This window comes from Sphingomonas sp. (genome assembly GCF_025362505.1).
In the GTDB taxonomy this organism is placed as follows: domain Bacteria; phylum Pseudomonadota; class Alphaproteobacteria; order Sphingomonadales; family Sphingomonadaceae; genus Sphingomicrobium.
Window position 1 is genome coordinate 1 of sequence record NZ_JANYGG010000043.1, and the last position, 19,995, is coordinate 19,995.

Sequence of the window (19,995 nt, forward strand, 5' to 3'; positions counted from 1 at the left end):
GCAAAAGACTTGTCCCAAGCCGTGCGGCTCGTGGGCAGGCCCCTAGCGATTGCCGGTGCGGGCCACGCCAAACCGAACCGCCGCCGACCGGCAACTCATTCCCGCATCAATCGCGGCCAAAAGCCGCGTGCGCAAATCCATCCATCGAGAGAGGCTGACCCATGCATGCTGGCCTCCATATCCCAGCCTGCATTCTGAATCAGACTTTCAGACCCTTGGGAATCCCCCAGCGATTCATGCCGGTCGAAATCCGCTCTAGCGACCCGCTCAAGGCCGAAGTTGCCCGGCTGCGGGTGCCGGTGTCCATGCCTCAGCGCGACGTTATGGTCGGCGGCGAGAGAGTGCCGCTCAACGCGCAGCAGTATGACGAATATCAGCGGACGGCGGGGACGATGGCCTCGCAGGCGCTGCGCCCGGTGGTATCTTCGCCACAGTGGCGAACTCTGAGCGACACGGACAAGGGCGAGACCATCAAGGAAGCGTTCAAGTCGGCGCGGCACGATGCGCGAGACGCGCTGCTGGCGAACCATCCTGAGCTTGGGGCAGGATCGCTCCCGCCGCTTCCACCGGGCTATGGTGTGCCGGGGGCTGGGCAATCGATGTCGGTCCAGAGCTTGCCGCCGCGCGGAGTTCCGCCGTTACCGCCGGGGTATTCGGTGGCGAGGTAAACGCGCCGCCGGCCGTAGGTTAGCTGGACTGCCGGCGGCGCGGGACCAGTGGGGATCCGTGATCAGTCTAAGCAGCAATAGTTGGTGAACGATTAATAAACATCGCATGCCAAGATAATCAGCATTTCCGAGCCTCGATGGCCCGCAGTATCTGAACGGCCCGTTCGAGCTTCTGTAGCGGCCCACCATACTGCGCCACAACGGTAATGTCTTCGGAGAGATGGTCTCCCATGCTGATCAGGAGCGCGATCGCTTCGGCAATGCCCCCCTCGATCGTGCTGTGAAGCGTTGCCTCACTTCCCGTGTTCGAAGTCGTATTCCGTGGGCCGCCGAAAGCGTTAGTAGACGCGCGATGCGCGAAAAGTTCGTCGGAAACGTGCTGGGACGCATTCTTAGGCGCGGCAACCCAGTCTTCGACCGTAACCGGAAACTCAAAGCGCATCGCAAACCTGCGGTCATTTGACCAGACCACTCGCGCCTTGGACGCGAGGCGTCCTCTGACGAGGTTCACCTCGGCCCCTGTGACTGGTGGGCAGCGAGACTCTGCCATCGCCCCGGATCGAGAAATATTGCGCAAGGTCACAGGGGCCGACGAATGACCGTCATGAAGCGTCGTCGCAATGAATACGCTCTTTCGCTGAAAGCTCCGTTCTATCATCAGTGGTCGGCCTGCCCCATTCCAAGTCAGGCGGCCATAGCCAGCTAATGGTGTTGCTGTCGTTAACGATGGAGGTTGTCCGACGCAGCCCGTCCTATCGTCCCTAACGACCCCATTGTCTCCGTCGCTGCCAGCGGTCCAGTAAGGAGACGAAGCGCAAGCGCAAGGTCTGGTTCGGGATGCATGAGGATTACGAGCCGCTCTTTGCGTTCGCTGGCCTGTGGCGTCCAGGCGAGGGCGGGCCGTTCATGGCGTTCCTGACGTGCGCGCCCATTCAGACGGTCGGCGCAATCCATCCCAACTAGATGCCTGTCTGATCGATCCAGTCGATCAGAGCTGTGAAACTAATGCGTTGGACCGTTCGAAGCTGTGTGGGATATTACTCCGCGACAAAGGATGAAATGATGACCGATATGCTCGATCTTGGTATTCCGGACAATCAGCGGATGGCGATCGCCGGCGGCCTGTCGCGACTATTGGCGGATACCTACACGCTTTACCTAAAGACACATAATTACCACTGGAACGTCACCGGACCGCAATTCAACACGCTCCACTTGATGTTCGAAGGCCAATATACGGAGCTGGCTCTGGCAGTCGACCTGATCGCCGAACGTATCCGCGCGCTCGGCGAGCCTGCGCCCGGTAGCTATTCAGCCTACGCGGCGCTGGCGACTGTGAAGGAGGCCGATGGAGTGCCTAGTGCGGACGCAATGATCCGCGAACTGGCAGCCGATCAGGCCACAGTTGTCAGGACGGCCCGAGCGGTCTTTCCAGCCGCCGACGAAGCTCATGATGAGCCGACTGCCGATTTGCTGACGCAGCGCATGCAGGTCCATGAGAAAACCGCATGGATGCTACGCTCGATGGCTGCATGATTAAATATTGGCATCGTTAGGTGCCACTATCACTGGGAGTACCTGCCGACCGCCCGCCGCAATTGGGGCAAAAGCTTCCGTAGCGCCTCGTCTTTCACCGCGCCTCGTGCTTGGCTCGGCTAGCAGCGTCCGCTCTCTCCCGGCCCTGCTCCTCCACCCACTCCAGCTTGTCCGCCATGTCCGACCAGCACTCCACAGCTTGGGCGGCGCGGGCCCGGACGTTGGGAAGCGTGGCTCCCTCGGCCTCGATGCGCGCAGCCTCAGCGTTCTTGCGGTACGAATCGAGGAGCGATGACATGGGGGCTTCTTACTGGCGGGATCGGCGAGGGCGAGTCCAACTTTCGCAACTCTCGCAACTTTTGCGGCGGGGGCGACGCGTCCCGCAGGGTTTTGTCCCTATTGTCACTATTGTCACGCCCCTTCGTCCGGCGTTGCTCAGTTTGGACTGCATCCATCAGCCCGTTCAATCTCGCGCTTACCTCGTGCTTATCCCTGCTGCATTTCATCGCAGAGCGAATGTCGAATCACTGCTAAGTCATTGATTTTATGGTGGCCCCGGAGAGACTCGAACCCCCGACCTTCGGTTTAGGAAACCGCTGCTCTATCCTGCTGAGCTACGGAGCCATGTCGCATCCCGATAAGGCCGAGCGGGCGCTGAATCAAATGGCGGGAATCGGGCGGCGATGGGCCAGAGCGGGGACTCGCCCGCGGACCTCGGCGATGCGCGAGAGATCGATCTCGGCGAAGGCCAGCCGCGGTGCGTCGCTGTCCCCCATGTCGAGCAGCACTTCGCCCCACGGATCGATTACCAGGCTGTGCCCGAAGGTAGCGCGACCATCCTCGTGGCGCCCGCCTTGCGCGGCGGCGATGACGAACAGCCCGGCTTCGATCGCGCGGGCACGAAGGAGGATGTGCCAGTGCGCCGTACCGGTCGGCACGGTGAAGGCGGCGGGGACGATGATCGTGTCGGCGCCGGCCTCGGCAAGCCGCTCGAACAGCGCGGGGAAGCGCAAATCGTAGCAGATCGTCATGCCGAGCGTTCCGACCGGGGTTCCGGGCACGATCGTCGCTGCCTCGCCCGGTCGATAGGCAGCCGATTCGCGCCACCGCTCGCCGTTCGGCAGGTCGACATCGAACAGGTGGATCTTGTCATAGCGCCCACGTACCTCGCCGCCGCCGTCGATGACGAAGCCGCGATTAGCGAAGCGCCCGTCGGCGGCCTGGACGGCGAGCGAACCCAGGCTGACCCACAGGCCATGCCTCGCCGCCGCCTCGCGCACCGCCGCGAGGGTTGTGTCCTGCTCTTCGGCGACGATCTTTGCGCCAGCCCGCTCGCGGTCGGAGTCGAGCAGGCCGGACATTTCGGGCGTAAACAGCATCGCCGCGCCGCCCGCCGCGGCCTCGCCGACCGCAGCGACCAGCGAGCGCGCGTTTTCCACCGGGTCGATCCCGGTCCGCGCCTGGTAGAGCGCGACGCGCGCCATCAGGCGGCTAGCAACTCGTCGAGCTTGCCCTGGCGGTCGAGCGCCATCAGCTCGTCGCACCCGCCGACATGCTTGCCGTCGATGAAGATCTGCGGGACGGTCGTGCGGCCGCCGGCGCGCTGGACCATTTCGGCCTTCTTCGGGCCGCCCATATCGACAATATAGTCCTCGTGAGCGACGCCCTTGCCGTCGAGCAGCTGGCGCGCGCGCGCGCAAAATGAGCAGGTGGTCTTCAGGTAGATCTCGACTTTTGGCACTTGGTACTCCTCAATGTCCGGATGGCTCCTAACGCACGAAGATAGGGTTGCGCACCACGCGTGACCAGCACAGCAGCTCGACCCGCGCCGCACCGCCGCGCAGCAGGGTTTGGGCGCAGGCCTCGGCGGTGCTGCCGGTGGTGAGGACATCGTCGACCAGGACGATCGTCCGGCCCGCGATGTCGGCCTTCGCGGCAAGCGCGAACGCGCCCGCGACCGTCTTCTGCCGCTCGGTAAAGCTCATCCCCTTGAGCGGCGGGGTCGGGCGGATCCGGCGGATGATGCGCGGGGCCACGCGAACCCCCCGCTTGCGGCCGATCTCGCGCGCGATCAGCAGCGACTGGTTGAAGCCGCGCGCCGCGATCCGCCGGCGATGGAGCGGTACCGGGACCAGCAGCGCGTCCGCCGGCAATTCGCCGACAAGCGGCAGCATGTAGCGCGCCATCGCCTTCGCCAGCGCGATCTTGCGGCCATATTTCAACCGGATCGCGAGCGAACCCGCAATGTCGCCATAGGCCACGGCGGCGCGCGTGCGGGCAATGCGGGGCGGCCGCGCCATGCATCCGGCGCACGTCCCATGATCGGTTGCCTCGAGCGGGATTCCGCAACTCTCGCAGCCGCTGTGCCCAAGGAAATCGAGGCTGGTCCAGCACGGCGGACAGAAGCTGTTGAGCGTCCCGACGATTGCCCCGCACCCGGGACAGCGCGGCGGCAGGACGAGGTCGAGCAGCCACAGACCGCCCCGCCGGACGTGCGCCACACCCCACATCACCCCGACCCCGGTCATTCGTCGCCCCCATCGCGCGTTCGCCCCGATCGCTCGTTCACCCTTGTCGCGCGGGCGGCGCCATCGCACAAGCGCGCGCGATGACCGGCCCCCTGTTCGATGCGACCCTCCTACCCCTCCGCCGCGCGCGCGGCGCGGCACTGGGGAGCGACCATTTCTTGCATGAACGCGCGTTTGCCGAATGCCTCGATCGGCTCGCCCTGGTCGCGCGCACCTTCTCCTCGGGCTTGATCTATGGGTCAGCCCTGCCCGGCTGGGTGGAGGGATTGCACGCAGCCGGCATCGGTCACGTCACCGCGATCGAACCGGGTGACGATACTCCGCCCCCGGCAATGCCCGACCTTTGCCTCAGCATTGGCGCGCTCGATACCGCCGAGGATCTCCGGGGATTGCTGACCGCGCTGCGCCACATTCTCGCCCCGGGCGCGCTGTTCCTCGGCGCGTTTGCGGGCGGTGATTCGCTACCCGCCCTGCGCACCGCGATGATGGCCGCCGACCAGGCGGAGGGCGGGGCGAGCGCGCATGTCCACCCGCGCATCGACCCGCCGAGCTTCGCCGCGCTGCTCGCCAACGCAGGGTTTGTCGCGCCGGTGGTCGATGTCGACCGGGTCAGCCTGCGCTATTCGAGCCTCGATGCGCTGGTCCGCGACCTGCGCGGCATGGCTGCCACCAATCGCCTCCTTGCCCGCCCGCGCCGCCCGGTGCTTCGGCGGGGTCTCGCCGCCGCCCGCGCCGCTTTCTCCGCCGCCGCGGTGGATGGCCGGACCACTGAAATCGTCGAGATTATTCACTTCGCCGCGTGGACCCCGGACGACGCGAATTCGCAACCAAGCCTCACGAATTATTAACTTCGCTTCGACGTCGGTTCCTTAACCCTGCGCCTTTAATTCTCGTCGCGTGGACGTGGACCAGAGGAGGGAAGCTTGAACGCTATCCCAAGAACATTGCGCATGCTTCGCGCCGACCAGCGCGGAGCAACGGCGGTCGAATACGGGTTGATCTGTGCCCTGATCATCATTGCGATGACGGCAGGACTGGGCTCGCTCGGTGGTGGTACCGCCGGGATGTGGACCAGGATCAACTCGGAGGTGCAGAACAACTAGGCGGCGGCGCCAGGCGATCATGCCGGGACTGGACACCCCGGCAAGACCATCTGGCCCACCAACGCCTTTCTCTCTGCTATCGCCGAGTGCCGTAAACGATCAGCTTGACCTTGCTTCTCGGCACCAGGCGAGAATTCGCCTGGAGGTTGTTGAGCGAGAGGAAGCGATCGAGCTGATAATCGCGGTAGGCCATACGGCTTGCCAGTGACTGCGGCGTATCGCCCGAACGCACCGTCGTGACCTGCAGGATGCGCGGCCGAATCGCCGCCGCCTCGTTTGGCGTGATCCGCCTGAGCGAGCCGACCATCGACTGGAACGGCCCAATCCCCTGCCCGCCCTGCGTCAGCATGACGAAGTGATAGGCAGTGTTCGCGCTCCACTGATAGGCAAAAATACTGACATCGACGACCCCGCCGTCGGTCTGCGCGCGGCCGGTCGTGTAGACGGCGGGGATGCCGTTGACACTGGTCTGCTGGAGCGGCCCCATCTGGACCTGGGTCTGACCCCCGGTCAGCTTTTGCAGAACCTGGCCGACATAGGTCTGCATGTTGCCATCGAAGCGGCCACCCGAAAATTGCGCCTTTCCCGACGAGCCCTCGATGGTCACCGCGTCGGCGCTGTTCGACATCTGGAAACCGACTGGCACGACGAACTGCAGCCGCAGGTCAGGGTGAGTGAAGCTGGTGCCATCGACGATGCCCTGCGCCGGATCGTCGTCGACCTTGACGCCGTTGAGCTGCGCCAGGAAGGCGTCGCGGTTGCGCATCGCCGCCCCCGGTCGGGCAAACTGGCGGGCGAGCTGGAGCGCCTGAACCGAACGATTCTGCGACAGCGGATGGGTCATGGCCCATTCCGGCGTCGAGCGCCCGGTCTTGCCCTGCACCCGCGTCTCGAGCGCCGCCGAGCGGGTCAGCGCGTCGAGCATCGTCGCGCCGGCGGTCGGATCGTATCCCGCCTGCGCAAGGTAACGGATGCCGAGCCGGTCGGCCTCATATTCCTGCTGGCGCGAGAAGCTCAGCGTGGCGAGCTGGCCGTAGCGCTGAAGCCCCTGGCTGATCAGGCTGCCGAACGGGTTGTTGCCGACGACCCCTCCGACGATCGCGCCCAACACGCCGAGGATCGAGTTGCGCGTGCTGGCCTTCTGGCGAGTGCGGCTGTGGTCAGCGGCGACGTGGCCAGTCTCGTGGCCGAGCACGAACGCGAGTTCGGCTTCGTCGCCCATCAGGCCCATAAGCTGGCGCGTGATGTAGACATAGCCGCCGGGGACCGAGAAGGCGTTTTCGACCGGCGAGTTCAACGTCGTGAAATGATAGATCTGCCCGGCATTAGCGGTGCCCGACTGAGCGGCGACACGGCGCCCGATGGCCTCGACATAATTGGCGCGGGCACCGGTCTCGGCGCCGCCGAACTCGGCCACGATGGAGGCGTGCTGCTTCGACGCCTCGGCCACGTCGCTCTGGCGCAGCGAGCTCAATTGCGCCAGCGCAGGGGTCGCGATCAACGCCGCGGCGGTAAGCATTAACAAGGGTTTGCGCATCGTCACTCTCCGGAACTTCAAGATTTCTAGGGCAGGAAACCGGTGTGGCGGGCGGATGGTTCCGTAACGAACAAACGCTGATCGTTCGAGGTGGCAGCGCGAAGCGCTCCCAACCAGCGCGTGAATCAGCCTCGCATCAGGGTCTAACCGATGGCGAGAAACTTGGCGCGGCGCTGGGCGAGCAATTCCTCGGGGCCGAACCGGCCACAGCCGTCGAGTTCCTCGATCAGCGCGGACTTGAGCTCTGCGATCGCGGCGGTGGGATCGCGGTGCGCGCCGCCGAGCGGTTCGGGAACTATCCGGTCGATCACGCCGAGCGATTTCAGGTCGTTCGCGGTCACCTTCATCGCTTCCGCCGCGTCTCCCGCGCGATCAGCGGTGCGCCACAGGATCGAGGCGCAGCCCTCGGGCGAAATGACCGAGTAGATGGCATTCTCGAACATCAGCACGCGGTTGGCGGCGGCGATTGCCACCGCGCCGCCAGACCCGCCCTCGCCGACGATCACCGCAACCAGCGGCACCTTCAAGGCGAGGCATTGTTCGGTCGAGCGGGCGATCGCCTCGGCTTGGCCGCGCTCCTCGGCTTCCACTCCCGGAAACGCGCCCGACGTATCAACCAGCGTCACGACCGGGATGCCGAAGCGGTCGGCGAGGCGCATCAGGCGGATCGACTTGCGGTAGCCCTCGGGCTTGGCCATGCCGAAATTGTGGCGCAAGCGACTGGCGGTGTCTTCACCCTTCTCATGGCCGATGACCATCACCCGCCGCCCGTCGATCCGCCCGAGCCCGCCGATGATCGCCGGATCGTCGGCAAACGCGCGGTCTCCCGCCAGCGGAACGAACTCGTCGACCATCCCCGCGAGATAATCGTTGAAATGCGGCCGCTCGGGGTGCCGCGCGACCTGTGCCTTCTGCCACGGGGTCAGCCGCGAATAGGTTTCGCGCAACAGCTTCGACGCCTTGGCTTCGAGGCGCGCGACTTCGGGGCCGAGATCGATCGACCCGGCATCGGCGGTCGCCTTGAGCTCGGCGACGCGGGTTTCGAGCTCGGCGATCGGCTTTTCGAAATCAAGGTAGGTGATTGCCATAAGCGGCGGGGGGTAAGCCGCACCCCCTTCGGCGTCAACGACCAGCCGTTAGTGTCTGTTTCCGCTTTGCTGGTTCGGCACTGGCCCGCACGCCCACCCGGCCAACCCACTCAGTGTATCTTATGGGTTGGCCGGGTGGGGGCGCGGGCCGGTGCAGTTCACCTGAAACAGACTCTACCGCTTGTCGGCGAGCGGATGGCGGGCGTTGACCAGTTCGACTAGCCTGGCGCTGTCGACGTGGGTGTAGATCTGGGTCGTGGCGATGTCGGCGTGGCCAAGCAGCGCCTGGAGCACGCGCAGGTCGGCGCCCCCCGCGAGCAGGTGGGTGGCGAAGGCATGGCGCAGGACGTGCGGACTGACCCGGTCGGGTGCGATCCCCGCCACCGCCGCCATGGCCCGGACGATCTGGAACAGGCGCACCCGGCTCAAATGCGCCTTGCCGCCGGGGAACAGCCATTGGCCCTCCTTCGGCAGCGTCTCGCCCCAGCGCGCCGCGGCGGCATGGGCTCGCTCGGATATCGGAACGAGCCGCTCCTTCGCGCCCTTGCCCTTGAGGATCAGGAACGGCTGGCCCGGGCGCAGCGCCCCGCGGGGCAGCGAGACGAGCTCTGTCGCCCGCAGGCCCGATCCATAGAGCAATTCGAGCAGCGCGAGATTGCGCAAGGCGAGCGGCTGGCCCGACGCGGCGCGGTCCTCGGCCTCGCGAAACATGACCTCGACCTCATGCGCGTCGAGGATCCGCGGCAAGGGGCGCTGATGGACCGGGCGCGGCAGCGCGGCCGACGGATCGTCGTCGCGCAGGCCCTCGTCGAGCAGGAAGCCGTAGAATCGCCTGAGCGCCGACGCCCGCCGCGCGACCGTCGATGGAGCAAGCTCACGCCACGCCGCTCCCAGCTTCTGCAGCGCCGGCACGTCGGCCGTCCCGACCTCGCCCAGCGCCTGTGCCCCCGCCTCGAGGTCGCGGCGATAGGCGAGCAGCGTGTTGCGCGCCGCCCCCGCCTCGGCGGCCATCATGTCGAGGAAGCGGTCGACCAGCGCGTGGTCGGCTTCGGTCACCGCGTCAGGACCGGCTGAGCGCCTCGGCGGCGATCATCCGCGCGTTGAACCGCTGGCCGGTGTCGTTGAGCGCGCTGACGCTGTGCAGCAGGAAGCGCGCCGGGATCCCGGTCCATTGCGGCGACTGGAACGCCAGCCCGGCAAGGATCGTCACGGTGCCGCCCTGCCCGCGCCTGGCCGCGCCGTCGATCATGTTGCTCCATTCGCTGCGCCGTTCGAACCCGAAGCCGTAGCGGCTCGACAGGCGCAACGCGCTCGCTCGGTCGATCCGCCCGAGCCCGGCCAACCCCGCGACCAGCAGCGCGCCGCGGCGATGCTCGTTGCTCGTGTCGCGATCGATGAACTTGTCGATGCGGCTGAAGCTGACATCGATCCCGCGGGTCGACGGCGCCGCCAGCGCGAGCATCGCCCAACAGCGGTCGCCCAGGCCCGAGCTCATTCCCGCGACCACCGGCGCCCAGCGCGCGGCGGCCTCGTCGAGCCCGGCGGCGAGCAGCGATGCGATAATGTCGGGTGCATCGGCGGCGAGCGAATCGTCGGGCTCCACGCGGCTCGCCGCAAGCCCGAGCATCGCCCGCGTCGCCTCTATCTCGAGCGGGTCCTTGGCCTTGTCCCACAGCCGGCGCATCGCCGCGAGGCGGGCGTCCTGGTCCTTGCCGGCGAAGGCGAGGCGCAGCTGCCAGGCGTCGCTTTGCGTCAGCTCGTCGGGATCGGTGCGGTCGTAAATGCCCGAATAGATATCGACCAGCGATCGGCCCGAGAAGACGCCCAGCCCAGTGGCGATGCGCGCGGCGGGCAGGCGCTGCTCGACCGACAGCATCGGCGCCCGCGCGGCCCACGCGCGAAGTTGCACCGCCGCGCCGCTCATCAACCGATCGGGCGGCATGATCCCCGACGCGGTGGCGAGCCCGAAGCGCCACACATTGAGATTGTCGACCGGGTCCCACTCGATTGTCACGGCGCGGGCGGTGTCGGCGCCCGCTCCGACCAGCTTGTCGGCGAGGCTGACGTCGATCCCGCCCACCCGGCCGCGCCGACGCGACTGGTCGATGTCGGCGGCGGCGGCCTCGGGATTGCCCGACAGCGACGAGCACATCGCGTCGATCAGCGGTGCGACTCGCGGCTCGACGTCGCCGACCCCATCGCGCAGCGGGCACAGGCCCGCGGCATCGGCGTTGGCGAGCGCGCTCTGCACCGCGACCTGCGTCAGCTTCGGCGTGAAATCGGTGACGTCGACCCCCGCCACCAGCATCCGCGAGGCGTCGGCCTCGCCCATGCGGAGCAATAGCCAGCTGCGCTCGGCGACCCAGTCGGCGGGGTCGAGACTGAACGGTGTCGGCGCGCGAGCGAGGAGCGCGTTGCGCAGCGCGATATGCAGCCAGCGCGACGGCAGCGCGCCTTCGGTCCGGCGCATCGCCTGTTCCAGGAACAAGCCGTGCGCCGCGCCCCACGGCTCGGCGCCAAGCCCGATCGCGACGGGATCGAGACGGCCAACCAGCGAAGCGTCGCGCCGCGCGGCGTCGGGCACTTCCTGCGGTTCGGGAACGTCGGCGGCGGCTTCGTCGGCAATGGTCAGCGAATCGCTCGTCGCGATCTGGTCCTCGCCGGCGCCGCTGGCGACCGTCGCACCGCTGTCGGGCGACGCCGAAGACGAGGGTGCATGGGTCGCGGACGGCTGCGCGCCGGCGGCCGAGGGTGCAGGCGCGGCATTAATCCGCGGCGGCACGGGATCGCCGAAGCCCGGCGGCAGGATCGACGTCGGCCGATCCTGCGCCAGCGCCGGAAGCGCCAGCGCGACCACCGCCGCGGCGGCGAAGAGCCTAGCGCGCGGCCGCATCATGCGCGACATCGACCTCGATCGGCTGCACCGGCTGTTCCGTGGCACTGCGCGACAGCAGGAACAGCCCCCCGGCGATCAGCACCAGCACCACCAGCAGCGGTATCAGCGGCGACATCGGGCGGCGGCGCATCGGCGCCGACTGGATTCGGTTGAGGCTGTCACGGGCCATGAAAAATACTTTGCTGTTCGAACGAAACGGGCTTTTGCCCGACCTTGCGCCCCCATGTATAGCCCTGCCTTGTGCATAATGTCGTTATCCCGATCAGCCTGCCGCTCGACCGCCCGGTCGTCCTCGTCGGACTGATGGGGGTCGGCAAGTCGACCATCGGCAAGCGGCTCGCCCGGCGGCTCGGGCTCGACTTCATCGACAGCGACGAAGCGATCGAGGACGCCGCGGGCGCGCCTGCGGGCGAGGTGTTCGAACGCTATGGCGAAGCCAGCTTTCGCGACGGCGAGCGGCGGCTTGTCGCGCGGCTGATCGAGGGCGCGGTGCGGGTCATCGCGACCGGTGGCGGCGCCTATGTCGACCCGCAGACCCGCCGCCTGCTCAACGAGCGCGCGATCACGGTGTGGCTCAACGCACCCGTCGAGGTGCTCGCCGAGCGCACCGCGCGGCGCGACACGCGGCCGTTGCTCAACGGGCCCGATGCGAAAGAAGTGCTCACCCGCCTCGCCGCCGAGCGCGCGCCCGCCTACGCCGAAGCGCATATTCATGTGACAAGCAACCACGGTGCGCATGCCGAGGTGGTCGAGACGATCGTGGAAGCACTACAGCGCCACCTGCAGGGCGCTGCGAACGACGGCTAAGCCGCGTCGTCGATCGCGGCGAGCAATGCCCGGAACGGCAGGAGGATCGCGCCATGCCGTCCGCGCTTGTCCCTTGCGGGAGCGAGCGTCGGCAGTCCGGGCCAGGAACCGGGGTGATCGCTTTCCCCCGACAGCCAATGCGTCAGTTCGGCCAAGGCGACCGCAACCTCGTCGCGCGAGCGGCCGATCGCATGAGCCCCCATCAGCGCCGCGCTGGCCTGCCCGAACGCGCACGCCTCGACCTCCTGCCCCAGCGCCGCGACCCGCCCTTGTCCGTCAAGCCGCACTCCCACGCGAACCCGGCTGCCGCAGGTTGGCGAACGAAGCTCGGCGCGACCATCGGCGGGGTCGAGCAGCCCAGGATGCGGGATCTCCGCCGCAAGCCGAAGGATGTCGCGCGTGTACAGCGGCTCGCTCATCACGCCCGCCGCCAACTCGTCCCGCCCGGCCCGTCCTCGAGGATGATGCCGTCCGCCTTGAGTTCATCACGAATGCGGTCCGATTCGGCAAAATCACGACGCGCCTTGGCTTCGCCGCGAGCGATGATGCGCGCGTCAATCGCACCCTCGTCATTGCCACCGCGAAACCATGTGTCCGCGTCCTCTCCGAGCAGCCCCAGAAGTGCCGCGCTGCCCTTGAGCGTCGCTGCGTCATCGATCGCCGCCAGACGGGACAGGGCGAGCGGCGTGTTGAGATCATCGTCGAGCGCATCGCGCACTGACCCATCTGCTGTCCCGGGTTCCGCGTCAGCCGCCACCCGATAAAGACGATCGAGCAAGGTTTTCGACTGCGTGATCAGACTCTCGGTCCACGGCAGGGGTGAGCGGTAGTGGGCCGACAGCAGCGCCAGCCGCAGCGTCTCACCCTTGTGACCCTGCGCCAGCAAATCCTCGACCGTCACGACATTGCCGAGCGACTTCGACATCTTCTCCGCGCCCATGTCGACGAAGCCGTTGTGGACCCAGTATCGCGCGAGTGGGGCGCCGGCGTGGGCGCAGCGGCTCTGGGCGAGTTCGTTCTCGTGATGGGGGAAGATGAGGTCCTGGCCGCCGCCGTGGATGTCGATTGTTTCGCCCAGGTGCGCGCGGATCATCGCGCTGCATTCGATGTGCCACCCGGGGCGGCCCCTCCCCCACGGGCTGTCCCAGCCAATCTCTGTCCCGACGCTCGGCTTCCACAGCACAAAGTCGGCGGCGTCGCGCTTGTAGGGGGCGACCTCGACCCGCGCGCCGGCGACCATCGCCTCGCGGTCGCGGCGGCTGAGGCTGCCATAATCCGGGTCGGACGCGACCGAGAACAGGACATGGTCCGCGGCCTCATAGGCATGGCCGAGCCCGATCAGCCGCTCGATCATCGCCACCATCGGGCGAATCTCGGCGGTGGCGTGCGGCGCGATCGTCGGCGGGTTGACGCCGAGCGCGCCCATGTCGTTGAGATAGTGGCGCTCGTAGCGCTCGGTGATCACCCCCGGCTCGACCCCTTCCGCCTTCGCCGCCGCGATGATCCTGTCGTCGACGTCGGTGATGTTGCGCGCATAGACCATGCTGTCGGCGCCAAATTGGTGGCGGATCGTCCGGGCGAGCGTGTCGAACACCACCGCCGGGCGGGCATTGCCGATGTGGGCGTGGCCGTAGACCGTGGGGCCGCAGACATACATGGTGATTCGGTTCGGGTCGCCAGGGGTGAATTCGCGTTTCTCGCGCGCCATCGTGTCGTAGAGGCGGATCACAGCTTCACCCCGGGGTGGCGCCGGGTCTCGACCCAGTCGACGATCGCGCGGCCGCTGGCGTTGAGCAGCGGATAGGTCCGCGACGCGCGCAGCCACTCGGGCCGCTTGGCCTGCGGCCCCGAGATCAGGTCGGTGGCGAGGTTGGCGAGGAGGAAGAACAGCGTCGCGCCGATCAGCCCCTTGAGCATCCCGAACCCGCCGCCGAGCAGCCGGTCGACCGGCCCGAGCACTGACCTTTTGGCCTTGCCCCCCGCCGACCGCGCGCCGAATTTCACGAGGAAGAAGGTCGGCAGGAACAGCAGCGCGAACGCCAGCGCGGCGGCGCCGGTCTGGGTGCCGATGGTCGGGGCGAGCGCTGCCTGCACCGGGGTGTGGAACGCCTTGAGGATCACGATTCCGGCGATCCACGCGGCGAGCGACAGCACCTCATGAGTGAAGCCGCGCAGGAAGCCGACCACGGCGCCGCCGCCGATCAGGAGCAGGACGAAGATGTCGAGCGCAGTCATGACGCGTGGCTAGCCGAGCGGTTTGACGCGCGCCAGTAGGAAGCGTCCTCCCTAGTTGGCACTACCGCCCCAGGATCTGGTCCACCAACCCGCGCAGGTTGGCGAAGCGGGTCAACGCGATACCGCCCTCGCCGTGGTCGACCCCGCTTGGCACCCACGCCCGCTCGAACCCGAGCTTGGCCGCCTCCTTGAGCCGCAGCGCGGCGTGGGCGACGGGGCGGACCTCGCCCGACAGTGCGACTTCGCCGAGCACCACCGAATCGCCCGGCACTGGCCGCTCGGACAGCGCCGACACCAGTGCGGCGGCAACGGCGAGGTCGGCGGCAGGGTCCGACAGGCGATAGCCGCCGGCGACGTTGAGATAGACTTCGGCGGTCGCGAAACTCATCCCGCAGCGCGCCTCCAGGACCGCGAGCACCATCGCGAGCCGGCCTGAATCCCACCCGACCGCGGCGCGGCGCGGGGTCGCCCCGCTCGCCAGCCGGACGACCAGCGCCTGGATTTCGACCAGCACCGGTCGCGTCCCCTCGAGCGCGGGGAACACCGCCGTGCCGCTGACCGGCTCACCGCGCTGGGTGAGGAACAATGCCGACGGGTTCGGCACTTCGGTCAGCCCGACCCCCTCCATCGCGAACACGCCGATCTCGTCGGTCCCGCCGAAGCGGTTCTTGACCGCGCGGAGGATGCGATACTGGTGGCTGCGCTCGCCCTCGAAGCCGAGCACCGTGTCGACCATATGCTCGAGCACGCGCGGGCCCGCGATCGAGCCGTCCTTGGTGACATGGCCGACGAGCACCAGCGCGGTGCCGAAGTCCTTGGCGAATCGAACCAGCTCCTGCGCCGACGCGCGCACCTGGCTGACGGTGCCGGGCGCGCCCTCGATCAGGTCGGAATGCATCGTCTGGATCGAATCGATCACGAGCAAGGCCGGCGGCTCGCCTTGCCCCAGGGTCGTCAGGATATTGCGAACCGAAGTCGCCGCCGCGAGCCGCACCGGCGCGCCGCCAAGCCCGAGCCGAAGCGCCCGCAGCCGAACCTGATCGGCCGATTCCTCACCCGACAGGTAAACCACGCTCCGCCCCGCGCTCGCCATATTGGCCGCGACCTGGAGGAGCAGGGTCGACTTGCCGATCCCCGGGTCGCCGCCGATCAGCGTCGCCGACCCCGGCACCAGCCCGCCGCCGATCGCCCGATCGAACTCGGCGATCCCGCTTACCAGTCGCGGCGGCAGCGCGACCGCGACATCGAGCCCGACCAGCTCGATTGGCCGCCCCCCGGTCGACAGGTCGTGCTTTGCCGCGAACACCGTCGACAGCGCGGCGGCCTCCTGCGCGATCGAGTTCCACTCGGCGCAATCGGGACACTGTCCCTGCCACCGCGACTGGGCGGAACCGCAGGCGGTGCAGACGTAACGCGTTTTGAGCTTGGCCATCGCGGAGGAGGTGTAGCGGCGCTGACAAAGCCCCGCTAGGGCTCGCGACGTGAATTGGATCCCGGAACCGCTGCGCATCCCCGCCTTTCGCGCCTATTGGCTGTCGCGGCTGACGTCGACCATTGCCCAGCTGGCGATGGTTATCGTCATCGGCTGGCAGGTCTATGACATTTCGCGCCAGACGATGGACGTACCGGCCGCCTCGTTACGGCTCGGGATCATCGGCCTTGTCCAGTTCGTGCCGCTGTTCGTGCTGACCCCGCTGACCGGCTGGGCGGCGGACCATCTCGACCGCCGCTGGGTGGCGCGCGGCGCGATCCTGCTCGAACTTGGCTGTGCGGTCGCGCTCGGCTGGTTCTCGTGGAACGGGCTGACCAGCGTGACCGCGCTGTTTGTCGTCGCCGCGCTGCTCGGGGTCGCGCGCGGCTTCGCCGGCCCCGCGCTCGGCGCGCTGGCGCCCAACCTGGTGCCGCGCGAGATATTGCCGCGAGCGATCGCGCTGTCGTCGATTGCATGGCAATCGGGGTCGGTCGTGGGGCCAGCGCTCGGCGGCTATCTCTATGCCGTGTCGCCCGCGACACCCTATCTGGTCAGCGCGGCGCTGCTGACCTTCTCGCTGGTGTCGCTGATGACGATCGGGCCGGTGGCGCGCCCCTTCGCCGACAATTCGATCGGCTTCTGGCGCAAGGCGAGCGAGGGCATCCGCTATGTCCGCACCAACCGCCTCGTGCTCGGTGCGATCAGCCTCGACCTGTTCGCGGTTCTGCTCGGCGGCGCGACGGCAATGCTCCCGGTGTTCGCGCGCGACGTGCTCCATTCGGGTCCCGAAGGGCTCGGCCATCTTCGCGCCGCACCCGCATTCGGGGCAACGGTGACCGCCACCTTCTTCGCCTTTCGCCCATTGAAGCATGACGTTGGCGTCAAGATGCTGTGGGCGGTCGCGGTGTTCGGCGCGGTGACGGTGGTGTTCGGCCTGTCCCGCTCCATGCCGCTCAGCCTCGCCTGCCTCGCCTTGCTCGGCGCGGCTGACATGTTCTCGGTTTACGTCCGCCAGTCGCTGATCCAGCTTCACACCCCCGACGCGATGCGCGGCCGGGTCGGCTCGGTCAGTTCGCTGTTCATCAGCGCCTCGAACGAACTGGGCGAGGCCGAAAGCGGTTTCCTCGCCGCGCTCATCGGCCCGGTCGTGGCGGTCGTCGCCGGAGGGATCGCGGCAATCGCCGTCGTCGCGATCTGGGCGTGGAAATTTCCCGAGTTGCGGCTTGCCAAGAGCTTCGACCCACCCGAAATAGGCGACAATCCGACGAACACGTCCAGACGCGACCACAAGGAGCCCGTGACATGAAGGCGAATTCGATCCTCGAGACCATCGGCAACACGCCGCACGTTCGCGTCAACCGCCTGTTCGCCGGTCGCGCCGAAGTATGGTCGAAGAACGAGCGCTCCAACCCGGGCGCATCGATCAAGGACCGCATCGCGCTTTCCATGATCGAGGACGCCGAACGCTCGGGCAAGCTCAAGCCGGGCGGGACGATCATCGAACCGACCTCGGGCAACACCGGCATCGGCCTGGCGATGGTCGCGGCGGTCAAGGGCTATCGGATCGTGCTCGTCATGCCCGAGAGCATGAGCATCGAGCGGCGCCGGCTGATGCTCGCCTATGGTGCGACGTTCGACCTGACCCCGCGCGAGAAGGGCATGAAGGGCGCCATCGCCCGCGCCGAGGAACTGGTCGCCGCCACCCCGGGATCGTGGATGCCGGCGCAGTTCGACAACCCCGCCAACATCGAGGTCCATGTCCGCACCACCGCGCAGGAAATCCTCGACGACTTCCGCGACAGCCCGATCGACGCCATCATCACCGGGGTCGGGACCGGCGGCCACATTACCGGCGTGTCGCATGCCCTCAAGAAGGTATGGCCTGGCCTCAAGGTGTTCGCGGTCGAACCGACGCTGTCGCCGGTGATCTCGGGCGGCGACCCGGCGCCGCACCCGATCCAGGGCATCGGCGCCGGCTTCATTCCGAAAAATCTCGACATGAATGCGATCGACGGCGTGATCCAGGTCGGCGCTGAGGACGCGCGCGAATGGGCCCGCCGCTCGGCCCGCGAGGAGGGCGTGCTGATCGGCATCTCGTCGGGCGCCAGCCTCGCTGCGATCGACCAGAAGCTCGGCGAGCTCGGCGAAAACCCGCGGATCCTGACCTTCAACTATGACAGCGGCGAGCGGTATCTGTCCGTTCCCGACTTCCTGCCAGAACAGGGTTGATGGGAAATCAACGTCCTCCGCAGCAAAAGATGTTAACTTCCGCAAGTTAATCCGGACACCTAACAGTGGGCGGGGAGCATGCGTCGGGCGAGATTTGCGAGTGCGGTGGAAGCGGATGAATCAGGGACCCGGGCGAGTGTCACCGAGGCGCTGTCGTTCGACGTTTCGCCGACTGAAACGAGCCAGGATGCGACTCTCGCCGAGCAGCGCGTGGCGCAGCTCCACCATGTGCCGCTGCTGCTCGGTGCGATGCATATTCTGTGTGCGCTCGCGCTCCTAATCTACAGCTTCGTCAGTGCCGACGCCGGCATGGCGCGCGCCGTCGCCGGTCCGCTCGGCCTCGCGGTCGCGCTCGACCTCGCCGCGGCGGCGGTCATCCGCTATCGTGGGCGGCTGGGCCTTCCGCCGCATGGGGTCACGCGGCTGATCTGCGGCTACGTTGCGCTGGTCAGCGGGTTGTGGGCGATGTTCAGCCATACGGCCTCGGCCAATCCGGCGATGGCGGCGACTGGCCTGATGCCCCTGCTCATCGGCGCGGGCGTGACGACGACCGCGATCGTCGCGATTGGATCGCCCCCGATCACCATCCTCTGCAGCCTCGTCTGGACGGTCGCCAGCGCGCTTTTCGCCGAACGCGCCAGCCTCGTGCTCGGCATCGCCGCGCTGTCGCTCGTCATCGTCGCCTACTCGATCGCCGGTGCCCGGACGATGATCGCGGGCGCTCGCCGCCGCCTTCAGCTTGACGCTGACGCCCAGAAAGCATTGCGCTTCGTCATCGAATTCGAGAACAGTGGCCGCGGCTGGTTCTGGGAATCCAACTCCCAAGGCACCTTGTCCTACGTCTCGCAACAGCTCGCCGACGATTTCAACTGCGAGCCCGCCGCGCTGCTTGGACGCCAGTTCACCGACCTGCTCTCGGTCGGCGCGAGCGGCGAAGGCCCGCTGCGCGAGGAACGCACGCTCGGCTTCCATCTCTCGGCGCGGTTCCCCTTCTCCGACGTGGTCGTTCGCGCGGCGAGCTCGGAAGACATTCACTGGTCGCTGTCGGGCAACCCCGTGTTCGACGATCTTGGCCGCTTCCTCGGCTTCCGCGGCATTGGCACCGACCTTACCGAGCAGCGCCGCTCGGAGCAGGAGATCAGCCGCCTCGCGCGCTTCGATTCGCTGACCGGGCTGCCCAACCGCGCGCTGATGCGCCAGACGCTCGACGAAGCGTTGCGCAATGCCGCCACCCGGCAGAAGGGCTGCACGCTGTTCCTGATCGACCTCGACCGGTTCAAGAATGTTAACGACACGCTGGGCCATCCGGTCGGCGATGCGCTGCTCCGCCAGGTTGCACAGCGTCTGACCAGCGTGATGGGCGACCATGGCAAGGTCGGTCGCCTGGGCGGTGACGAATTCAAGGCGGTGCTGCCGGGCATGGTCGATGTGGGCCTGCTCGAGTCCCTCGCGCGCACGCTGATCGAGCAGATATCTCGGCCTTACATGATCGAGGGCAATCGCGTGACGATCGGCGCTTCGGTCGGGATTGCGATCGGCGATCCGGGGCGAAGCTGCGCCGACAGCATGGTGCGCAATTCGGACTTGGCGCTTTACGCCGCCAAGGCCGCCGGGCGCGGCAAGCACATGTTCTACGAAGCCGCGATGCACAGCGATGCGGCCGAACGCCAGGCGCTGGAAAACGACCTTCGCCAGGCGCTTGATCGCGACGAGATGTGGGTCGCCTACCAGCCGATCGTGCGCACCGCAGGCGAGGAAGTGTGCGGCTTCGAAGCGCTGCTGCGGTGGAAGCATCCGACTCGCGGGGCAATCTCGCCCGACAAGTTCATAGAGCTTGCCGAGGAATGCGGGATGATCGGCAAGATCGGGCAGTGGGTGCTGGAAACTGCGCTGATGG

General features: G+C 67.4%; 22 protein-coding genes and 1 tRNA gene. 8 read left to right on the top strand and 15 right to left on the bottom strand.

Going from position 1 to position 19,995, the window contains the following annotated elements:
• Nucleotides 1-236: 236 nt before the first annotated feature.
• Nucleotides 237-668 (top strand): hypothetical protein, encoded by a 432-nt coding sequence (locus tag Q0R27_RS03460; protein WP_293940919.1) that lies wholly within the window; start codon nucleotides 237-239, stop codon nucleotides 666-668.
• Between the two features lie 118 nt (nucleotides 669-786).
• Here Q0R27_RS03460 and Q0R27_RS03465 read toward each other — a convergent pair whose 3' ends face one another.
• Nucleotides 787-1,326 carry a PilZ domain-containing protein gene (locus Q0R27_RS03465; protein ID WP_293940921.1) on the bottom strand — a complete coding sequence of 180 codons (540 nt, stop codon included), beginning with the start codon at nucleotides 1,324-1,326 and terminating at the stop codon, nucleotides 787-789.
• Between the two features lie 401 nt (nucleotides 1,327-1,727).
• On the opposite strand from Q0R27_RS03465, the gene Q0R27_RS03470 reads away from it, so the two are divergent.
• Nucleotides 1,728-2,204 carry a Dps family protein gene (locus Q0R27_RS03470; protein WP_366079778.1) on the top strand — a complete coding sequence of 159 codons (477 nt, stop codon included), beginning with the start codon at nucleotides 1,728-1,730 and terminating at the stop codon, nucleotides 2,202-2,204.
• A 94-nt stretch (nucleotides 2,205-2,298) separates the two neighbouring features.
• Here the strand turns inward: Q0R27_RS03470 and Q0R27_RS03475 are convergent, their stop codons facing one another.
• The 5 genes from Q0R27_RS03475 to Q0R27_RS03495 all read right to left on the bottom strand — a co-directional run bounded on the left by Q0R27_RS03475 (nucleotide 2,299) and on the right by Q0R27_RS03495 (nucleotide 4,732).
• Nucleotides 2,299-2,502: a hypothetical protein gene (locus Q0R27_RS03475; protein ID WP_293940924.1), complete on the bottom strand. Its 204-nt coding sequence runs from the start codon at nucleotides 2,500-2,502 to the stop codon at nucleotides 2,299-2,301.
• A 249-nt stretch (nucleotides 2,503-2,751) separates the two neighbouring features.
• Nucleotides 2,752-2,828: transfer RNA gene (locus Q0R27_RS03480), tRNA-Arg, on the bottom strand.
• A 35-nt stretch (nucleotides 2,829-2,863) separates the two neighbouring features.
• On the bottom strand, nucleotides 2,864-3,688 hold the full coding sequence (locus tag Q0R27_RS03485; RefSeq protein ID WP_293940925.1) for a carbon-nitrogen hydrolase family protein: 825 nt from the start codon (nucleotides 3,686-3,688) through the stop codon (nucleotides 2,864-2,866).
• Nucleotides 3,688-3,945, bottom strand: a complete 258-nt coding sequence (gene grxC, locus Q0R27_RS03490) for a glutaredoxin 3 (RefSeq protein ID WP_293940927.1) — start codon at nucleotides 3,943-3,945, stop codon at nucleotides 3,688-3,690. Before grxC ends, Q0R27_RS03485 begins: the two co-directional genes overlap by 1 nt.
• A 28-nt stretch (nucleotides 3,946-3,973) precedes the next feature.
• Complete coding sequence (locus Q0R27_RS03495) at nucleotides 3,974-4,732, bottom strand: ComF family protein (protein WP_293940929.1); 759 nt, start codon at nucleotides 4,730-4,732, stop codon at nucleotides 3,974-3,976.
• A gap of 80 nt (nucleotides 4,733-4,812) precedes the next feature.
• Here Q0R27_RS03495 and Q0R27_RS03500 point away from each other — a divergent pair, with 80 nt between their 5' ends.
• Nucleotides 4,813-5,580, top strand: coding sequence for an SAM-dependent methyltransferase (locus Q0R27_RS03500; RefSeq protein WP_293940931.1), 768 nt, complete (start codon nucleotides 4,813-4,815; stop codon nucleotides 5,578-5,580).
• Between the two features lie 102 nt (nucleotides 5,581-5,682).
• On the top strand, nucleotides 5,683-5,835 hold the full coding sequence (locus Q0R27_RS03505) for a Flp family type IVb pilin (RefSeq protein ID WP_293940932.1): 153 nt from the start codon (nucleotides 5,683-5,685) through the stop codon (nucleotides 5,833-5,835).
• A gap of 76 nt (nucleotides 5,836-5,911) precedes the next feature.
• Here the strand turns inward: Q0R27_RS03505 and Q0R27_RS03510 are convergent, their stop codons facing one another.
• The 5 genes from Q0R27_RS03510 to Q0R27_RS03530 all read right to left on the bottom strand — a co-directional run bounded on the left by Q0R27_RS03510 (nucleotide 5,912) and on the right by Q0R27_RS03530 (nucleotide 11,525).
• Nucleotides 5,912-7,372, bottom strand: coding sequence for a M48 family metalloprotease (locus Q0R27_RS03510; RefSeq protein WP_293940934.1), 1,461 nt, complete (start codon nucleotides 7,370-7,372; stop codon nucleotides 5,912-5,914).
• Between the two features lie 143 nt (nucleotides 7,373-7,515).
• A complete protein-coding gene (locus Q0R27_RS03515; RefSeq protein ID WP_293940936.1) occupies nucleotides 7,516-8,460 on the bottom strand; it encodes an acetyl-CoA carboxylase carboxyltransferase subunit alpha in 945 nt (314 codons plus the stop codon).
• A gap of 174 nt (nucleotides 8,461-8,634) precedes the next feature.
• Nucleotides 8,635-9,516, bottom strand: coding sequence for a tyrosine recombinase (locus Q0R27_RS03520; RefSeq protein ID WP_293940938.1), 882 nt, complete (start codon nucleotides 9,514-9,516; stop codon nucleotides 8,635-8,637).
• A gap of 4 nt (nucleotides 9,517-9,520) precedes the next feature.
• Nucleotides 9,521-11,356: a hypothetical protein gene (locus tag Q0R27_RS03525; protein ID WP_293940939.1), complete on the bottom strand. Its 1,836-nt coding sequence runs from the start codon at nucleotides 11,354-11,356 to the stop codon at nucleotides 9,521-9,523.
• The gene (locus Q0R27_RS03530; protein ID WP_293940941.1) at nucleotides 11,337-11,525 is read right to left on the bottom strand and encodes a hypothetical protein; all 189 of its coding nucleotides are present in this window, start codon (nucleotides 11,523-11,525) and stop codon (nucleotides 11,337-11,339) included. Before Q0R27_RS03530 ends, Q0R27_RS03525 begins: the two co-directional genes overlap by 20 nt.
• A 71-nt stretch (nucleotides 11,526-11,596) precedes the next feature.
• On the opposite strand from Q0R27_RS03530, the gene Q0R27_RS03535 reads away from it, so the two are divergent.
• Nucleotides 11,597-12,163, top strand: coding sequence for a shikimate kinase (locus tag Q0R27_RS03535; RefSeq protein ID WP_293940942.1), 567 nt, complete (start codon nucleotides 11,597-11,599; stop codon nucleotides 12,161-12,163).
• On the opposite strand, the gene Q0R27_RS03540 is transcribed toward Q0R27_RS03535, so the two are convergent.
• From Q0R27_RS03540 to radA, 4 genes are all read right to left on the bottom strand, one after another.
• On the bottom strand, nucleotides 12,160-12,582 hold the full coding sequence (locus Q0R27_RS03540; RefSeq protein ID WP_293940944.1) for an iron-sulfur cluster assembly scaffold protein: 423 nt from the start codon (nucleotides 12,580-12,582) through the stop codon (nucleotides 12,160-12,162). The two genes, Q0R27_RS03535 and Q0R27_RS03540, sit on opposite strands and share 4 nt — an antisense overlap.
• Nucleotides 12,582-13,892: a cysteine--tRNA ligase gene (gene cysS, locus Q0R27_RS03545; protein WP_293940945.1), complete on the bottom strand. Its 1,311-nt coding sequence runs from the start codon at nucleotides 13,890-13,892 to the stop codon at nucleotides 12,582-12,584. The genes Q0R27_RS03540 and cysS overlap by 1 nt, the downstream gene beginning before the upstream one ends.
• Nucleotides 13,889-14,398 (bottom strand): CvpA family protein, encoded by a 510-nt coding sequence (locus Q0R27_RS03550; protein WP_293940947.1) that lies wholly within the window; start codon nucleotides 14,396-14,398, stop codon nucleotides 13,889-13,891. Before Q0R27_RS03550 ends, cysS begins: the two co-directional genes overlap by 4 nt.
• A 61-nt stretch (nucleotides 14,399-14,459) precedes the next feature.
• Nucleotides 14,460-15,830 (bottom strand): DNA repair protein RadA, encoded by a 1,371-nt coding sequence (gene radA, locus Q0R27_RS03555; protein WP_293940948.1) that lies wholly within the window; start codon nucleotides 15,828-15,830, stop codon nucleotides 14,460-14,462.
• A 49-nt stretch (nucleotides 15,831-15,879) separates the two neighbouring features.
• Between radA and Q0R27_RS03560 the strand changes: the two genes are divergently transcribed.
• From Q0R27_RS03560 to Q0R27_RS03570, 3 genes are all read left to right on the top strand, one after another.
• On the top strand, nucleotides 15,880-17,175 hold the full coding sequence (locus tag Q0R27_RS03560) for an MFS transporter (protein WP_293940950.1): 1,296 nt from the start codon (nucleotides 15,880-15,882) through the stop codon (nucleotides 17,173-17,175).
• The gene (gene cysK, locus Q0R27_RS03565; protein WP_293940952.1) at nucleotides 17,172-18,098 is read left to right on the top strand and encodes a cysteine synthase A; all 927 of its coding nucleotides are present in this window, start codon (nucleotides 17,172-17,174) and stop codon (nucleotides 18,096-18,098) included. Before Q0R27_RS03560 ends, cysK begins: the two co-directional genes overlap by 4 nt.
• 78 nt (nucleotides 18,099-18,176) lie before the next feature.
• Nucleotides 18,177-19,995 (top strand): diguanylate cyclase (locus tag Q0R27_RS03570; RefSeq protein ID WP_293940954.1); only part of this gene is annotated, 1,819 nt, incomplete at its 3' end.

What these genes read in the sequence shown, in the direction of transcription:
- Q0R27_RS03460 (WP_293940919.1), top strand. Translation starts at nt 237, where the DNA reads ATGCCGGTCGAAATCCGCTCTAGCGACCCGCTCAAGGCCGAAGTTGCC.
- Q0R27_RS03465 (WP_293940921.1), bottom strand. Translation starts at nt 1,326, where the DNA reads ATGATAGAACGGAGCTTTCAGCGAAAGAGCGTATTCATTGCGACGACG.
- Q0R27_RS03470 (WP_366079778.1), top strand. Translation starts at nt 1,728, where the DNA reads ATGATGACCGATATGCTCGATCTTGGTATTCCGGACAATCAGCGGATG.
- Q0R27_RS03475 (WP_293940924.1), bottom strand. Translation starts at nt 2,502, where the DNA reads ATGTCATCGCTCCTCGATTCGTACCGCAAGAACGCTGAGGCTGCGCGC.
- Q0R27_RS03485 (WP_293940925.1), bottom strand. Translation starts at nt 3,688, where the DNA reads ATGGCGCGCGTCGCGCTCTACCAGGCGCGGACCGGGATCGACCCGGTG.
- Q0R27_RS03495 (WP_293940929.1), bottom strand. Translation starts at nt 4,732, where the DNA reads ATGACCGGGGTCGGGGTGATGTGGGGTGTGGCGCACGTCCGGCGGGGC.
- Q0R27_RS03500 (WP_293940931.1), top strand. Translation starts at nt 4,813, where the DNA reads ATGACCGGCCCCCTGTTCGATGCGACCCTCCTACCCCTCCGCCGCGCG.
- Q0R27_RS03505 (WP_293940932.1), top strand. Translation starts at nt 5,683, where the DNA reads ATGCTTCGCGCCGACCAGCGCGGAGCAACGGCGGTCGAATACGGGTTG.
- Q0R27_RS03510 (WP_293940934.1), bottom strand. Translation starts at nt 7,372, where the DNA reads ATGCGCAAACCCTTGTTAATGCTTACCGCCGCGGCGTTGATCGCGACC.
- Q0R27_RS03515 (WP_293940936.1), bottom strand. Translation starts at nt 8,460, where the DNA reads ATGGCAATCACCTACCTTGATTTCGAAAAGCCGATCGCCGAGCTCGAA.
- Q0R27_RS03525 (WP_293940939.1), bottom strand. Translation starts at nt 11,356, where the DNA reads ATGATGCGGCCGCGCGCTAGGCTCTTCGCCGCCGCGGCGGTGGTCGCG.
- Q0R27_RS03530 (WP_293940941.1), bottom strand. Translation starts at nt 11,525, where the DNA reads ATGGCCCGTGACAGCCTCAACCGAATCCAGTCGGCGCCGATGCGCCGC.
- Q0R27_RS03540 (WP_293940944.1), bottom strand. Translation starts at nt 12,582, where the DNA reads ATGAGCGAGCCGCTGTACACGCGCGACATCCTTCGGCTTGCGGCGGAG.
- Q0R27_RS03550 (WP_293940947.1), bottom strand. Translation starts at nt 14,398, where the DNA reads ATGACTGCGCTCGACATCTTCGTCCTGCTCCTGATCGGCGGCGGCGCC.
- radA (WP_293940948.1), bottom strand. Translation starts at nt 15,830, where the DNA reads ATGGCCAAGCTCAAAACGCGTTACGTCTGCACCGCCTGCGGTTCCGCC.
- cysK (WP_293940952.1), top strand. Translation starts at nt 17,172, where the DNA reads ATGAAGGCGAATTCGATCCTCGAGACCATCGGCAACACGCCGCACGTT.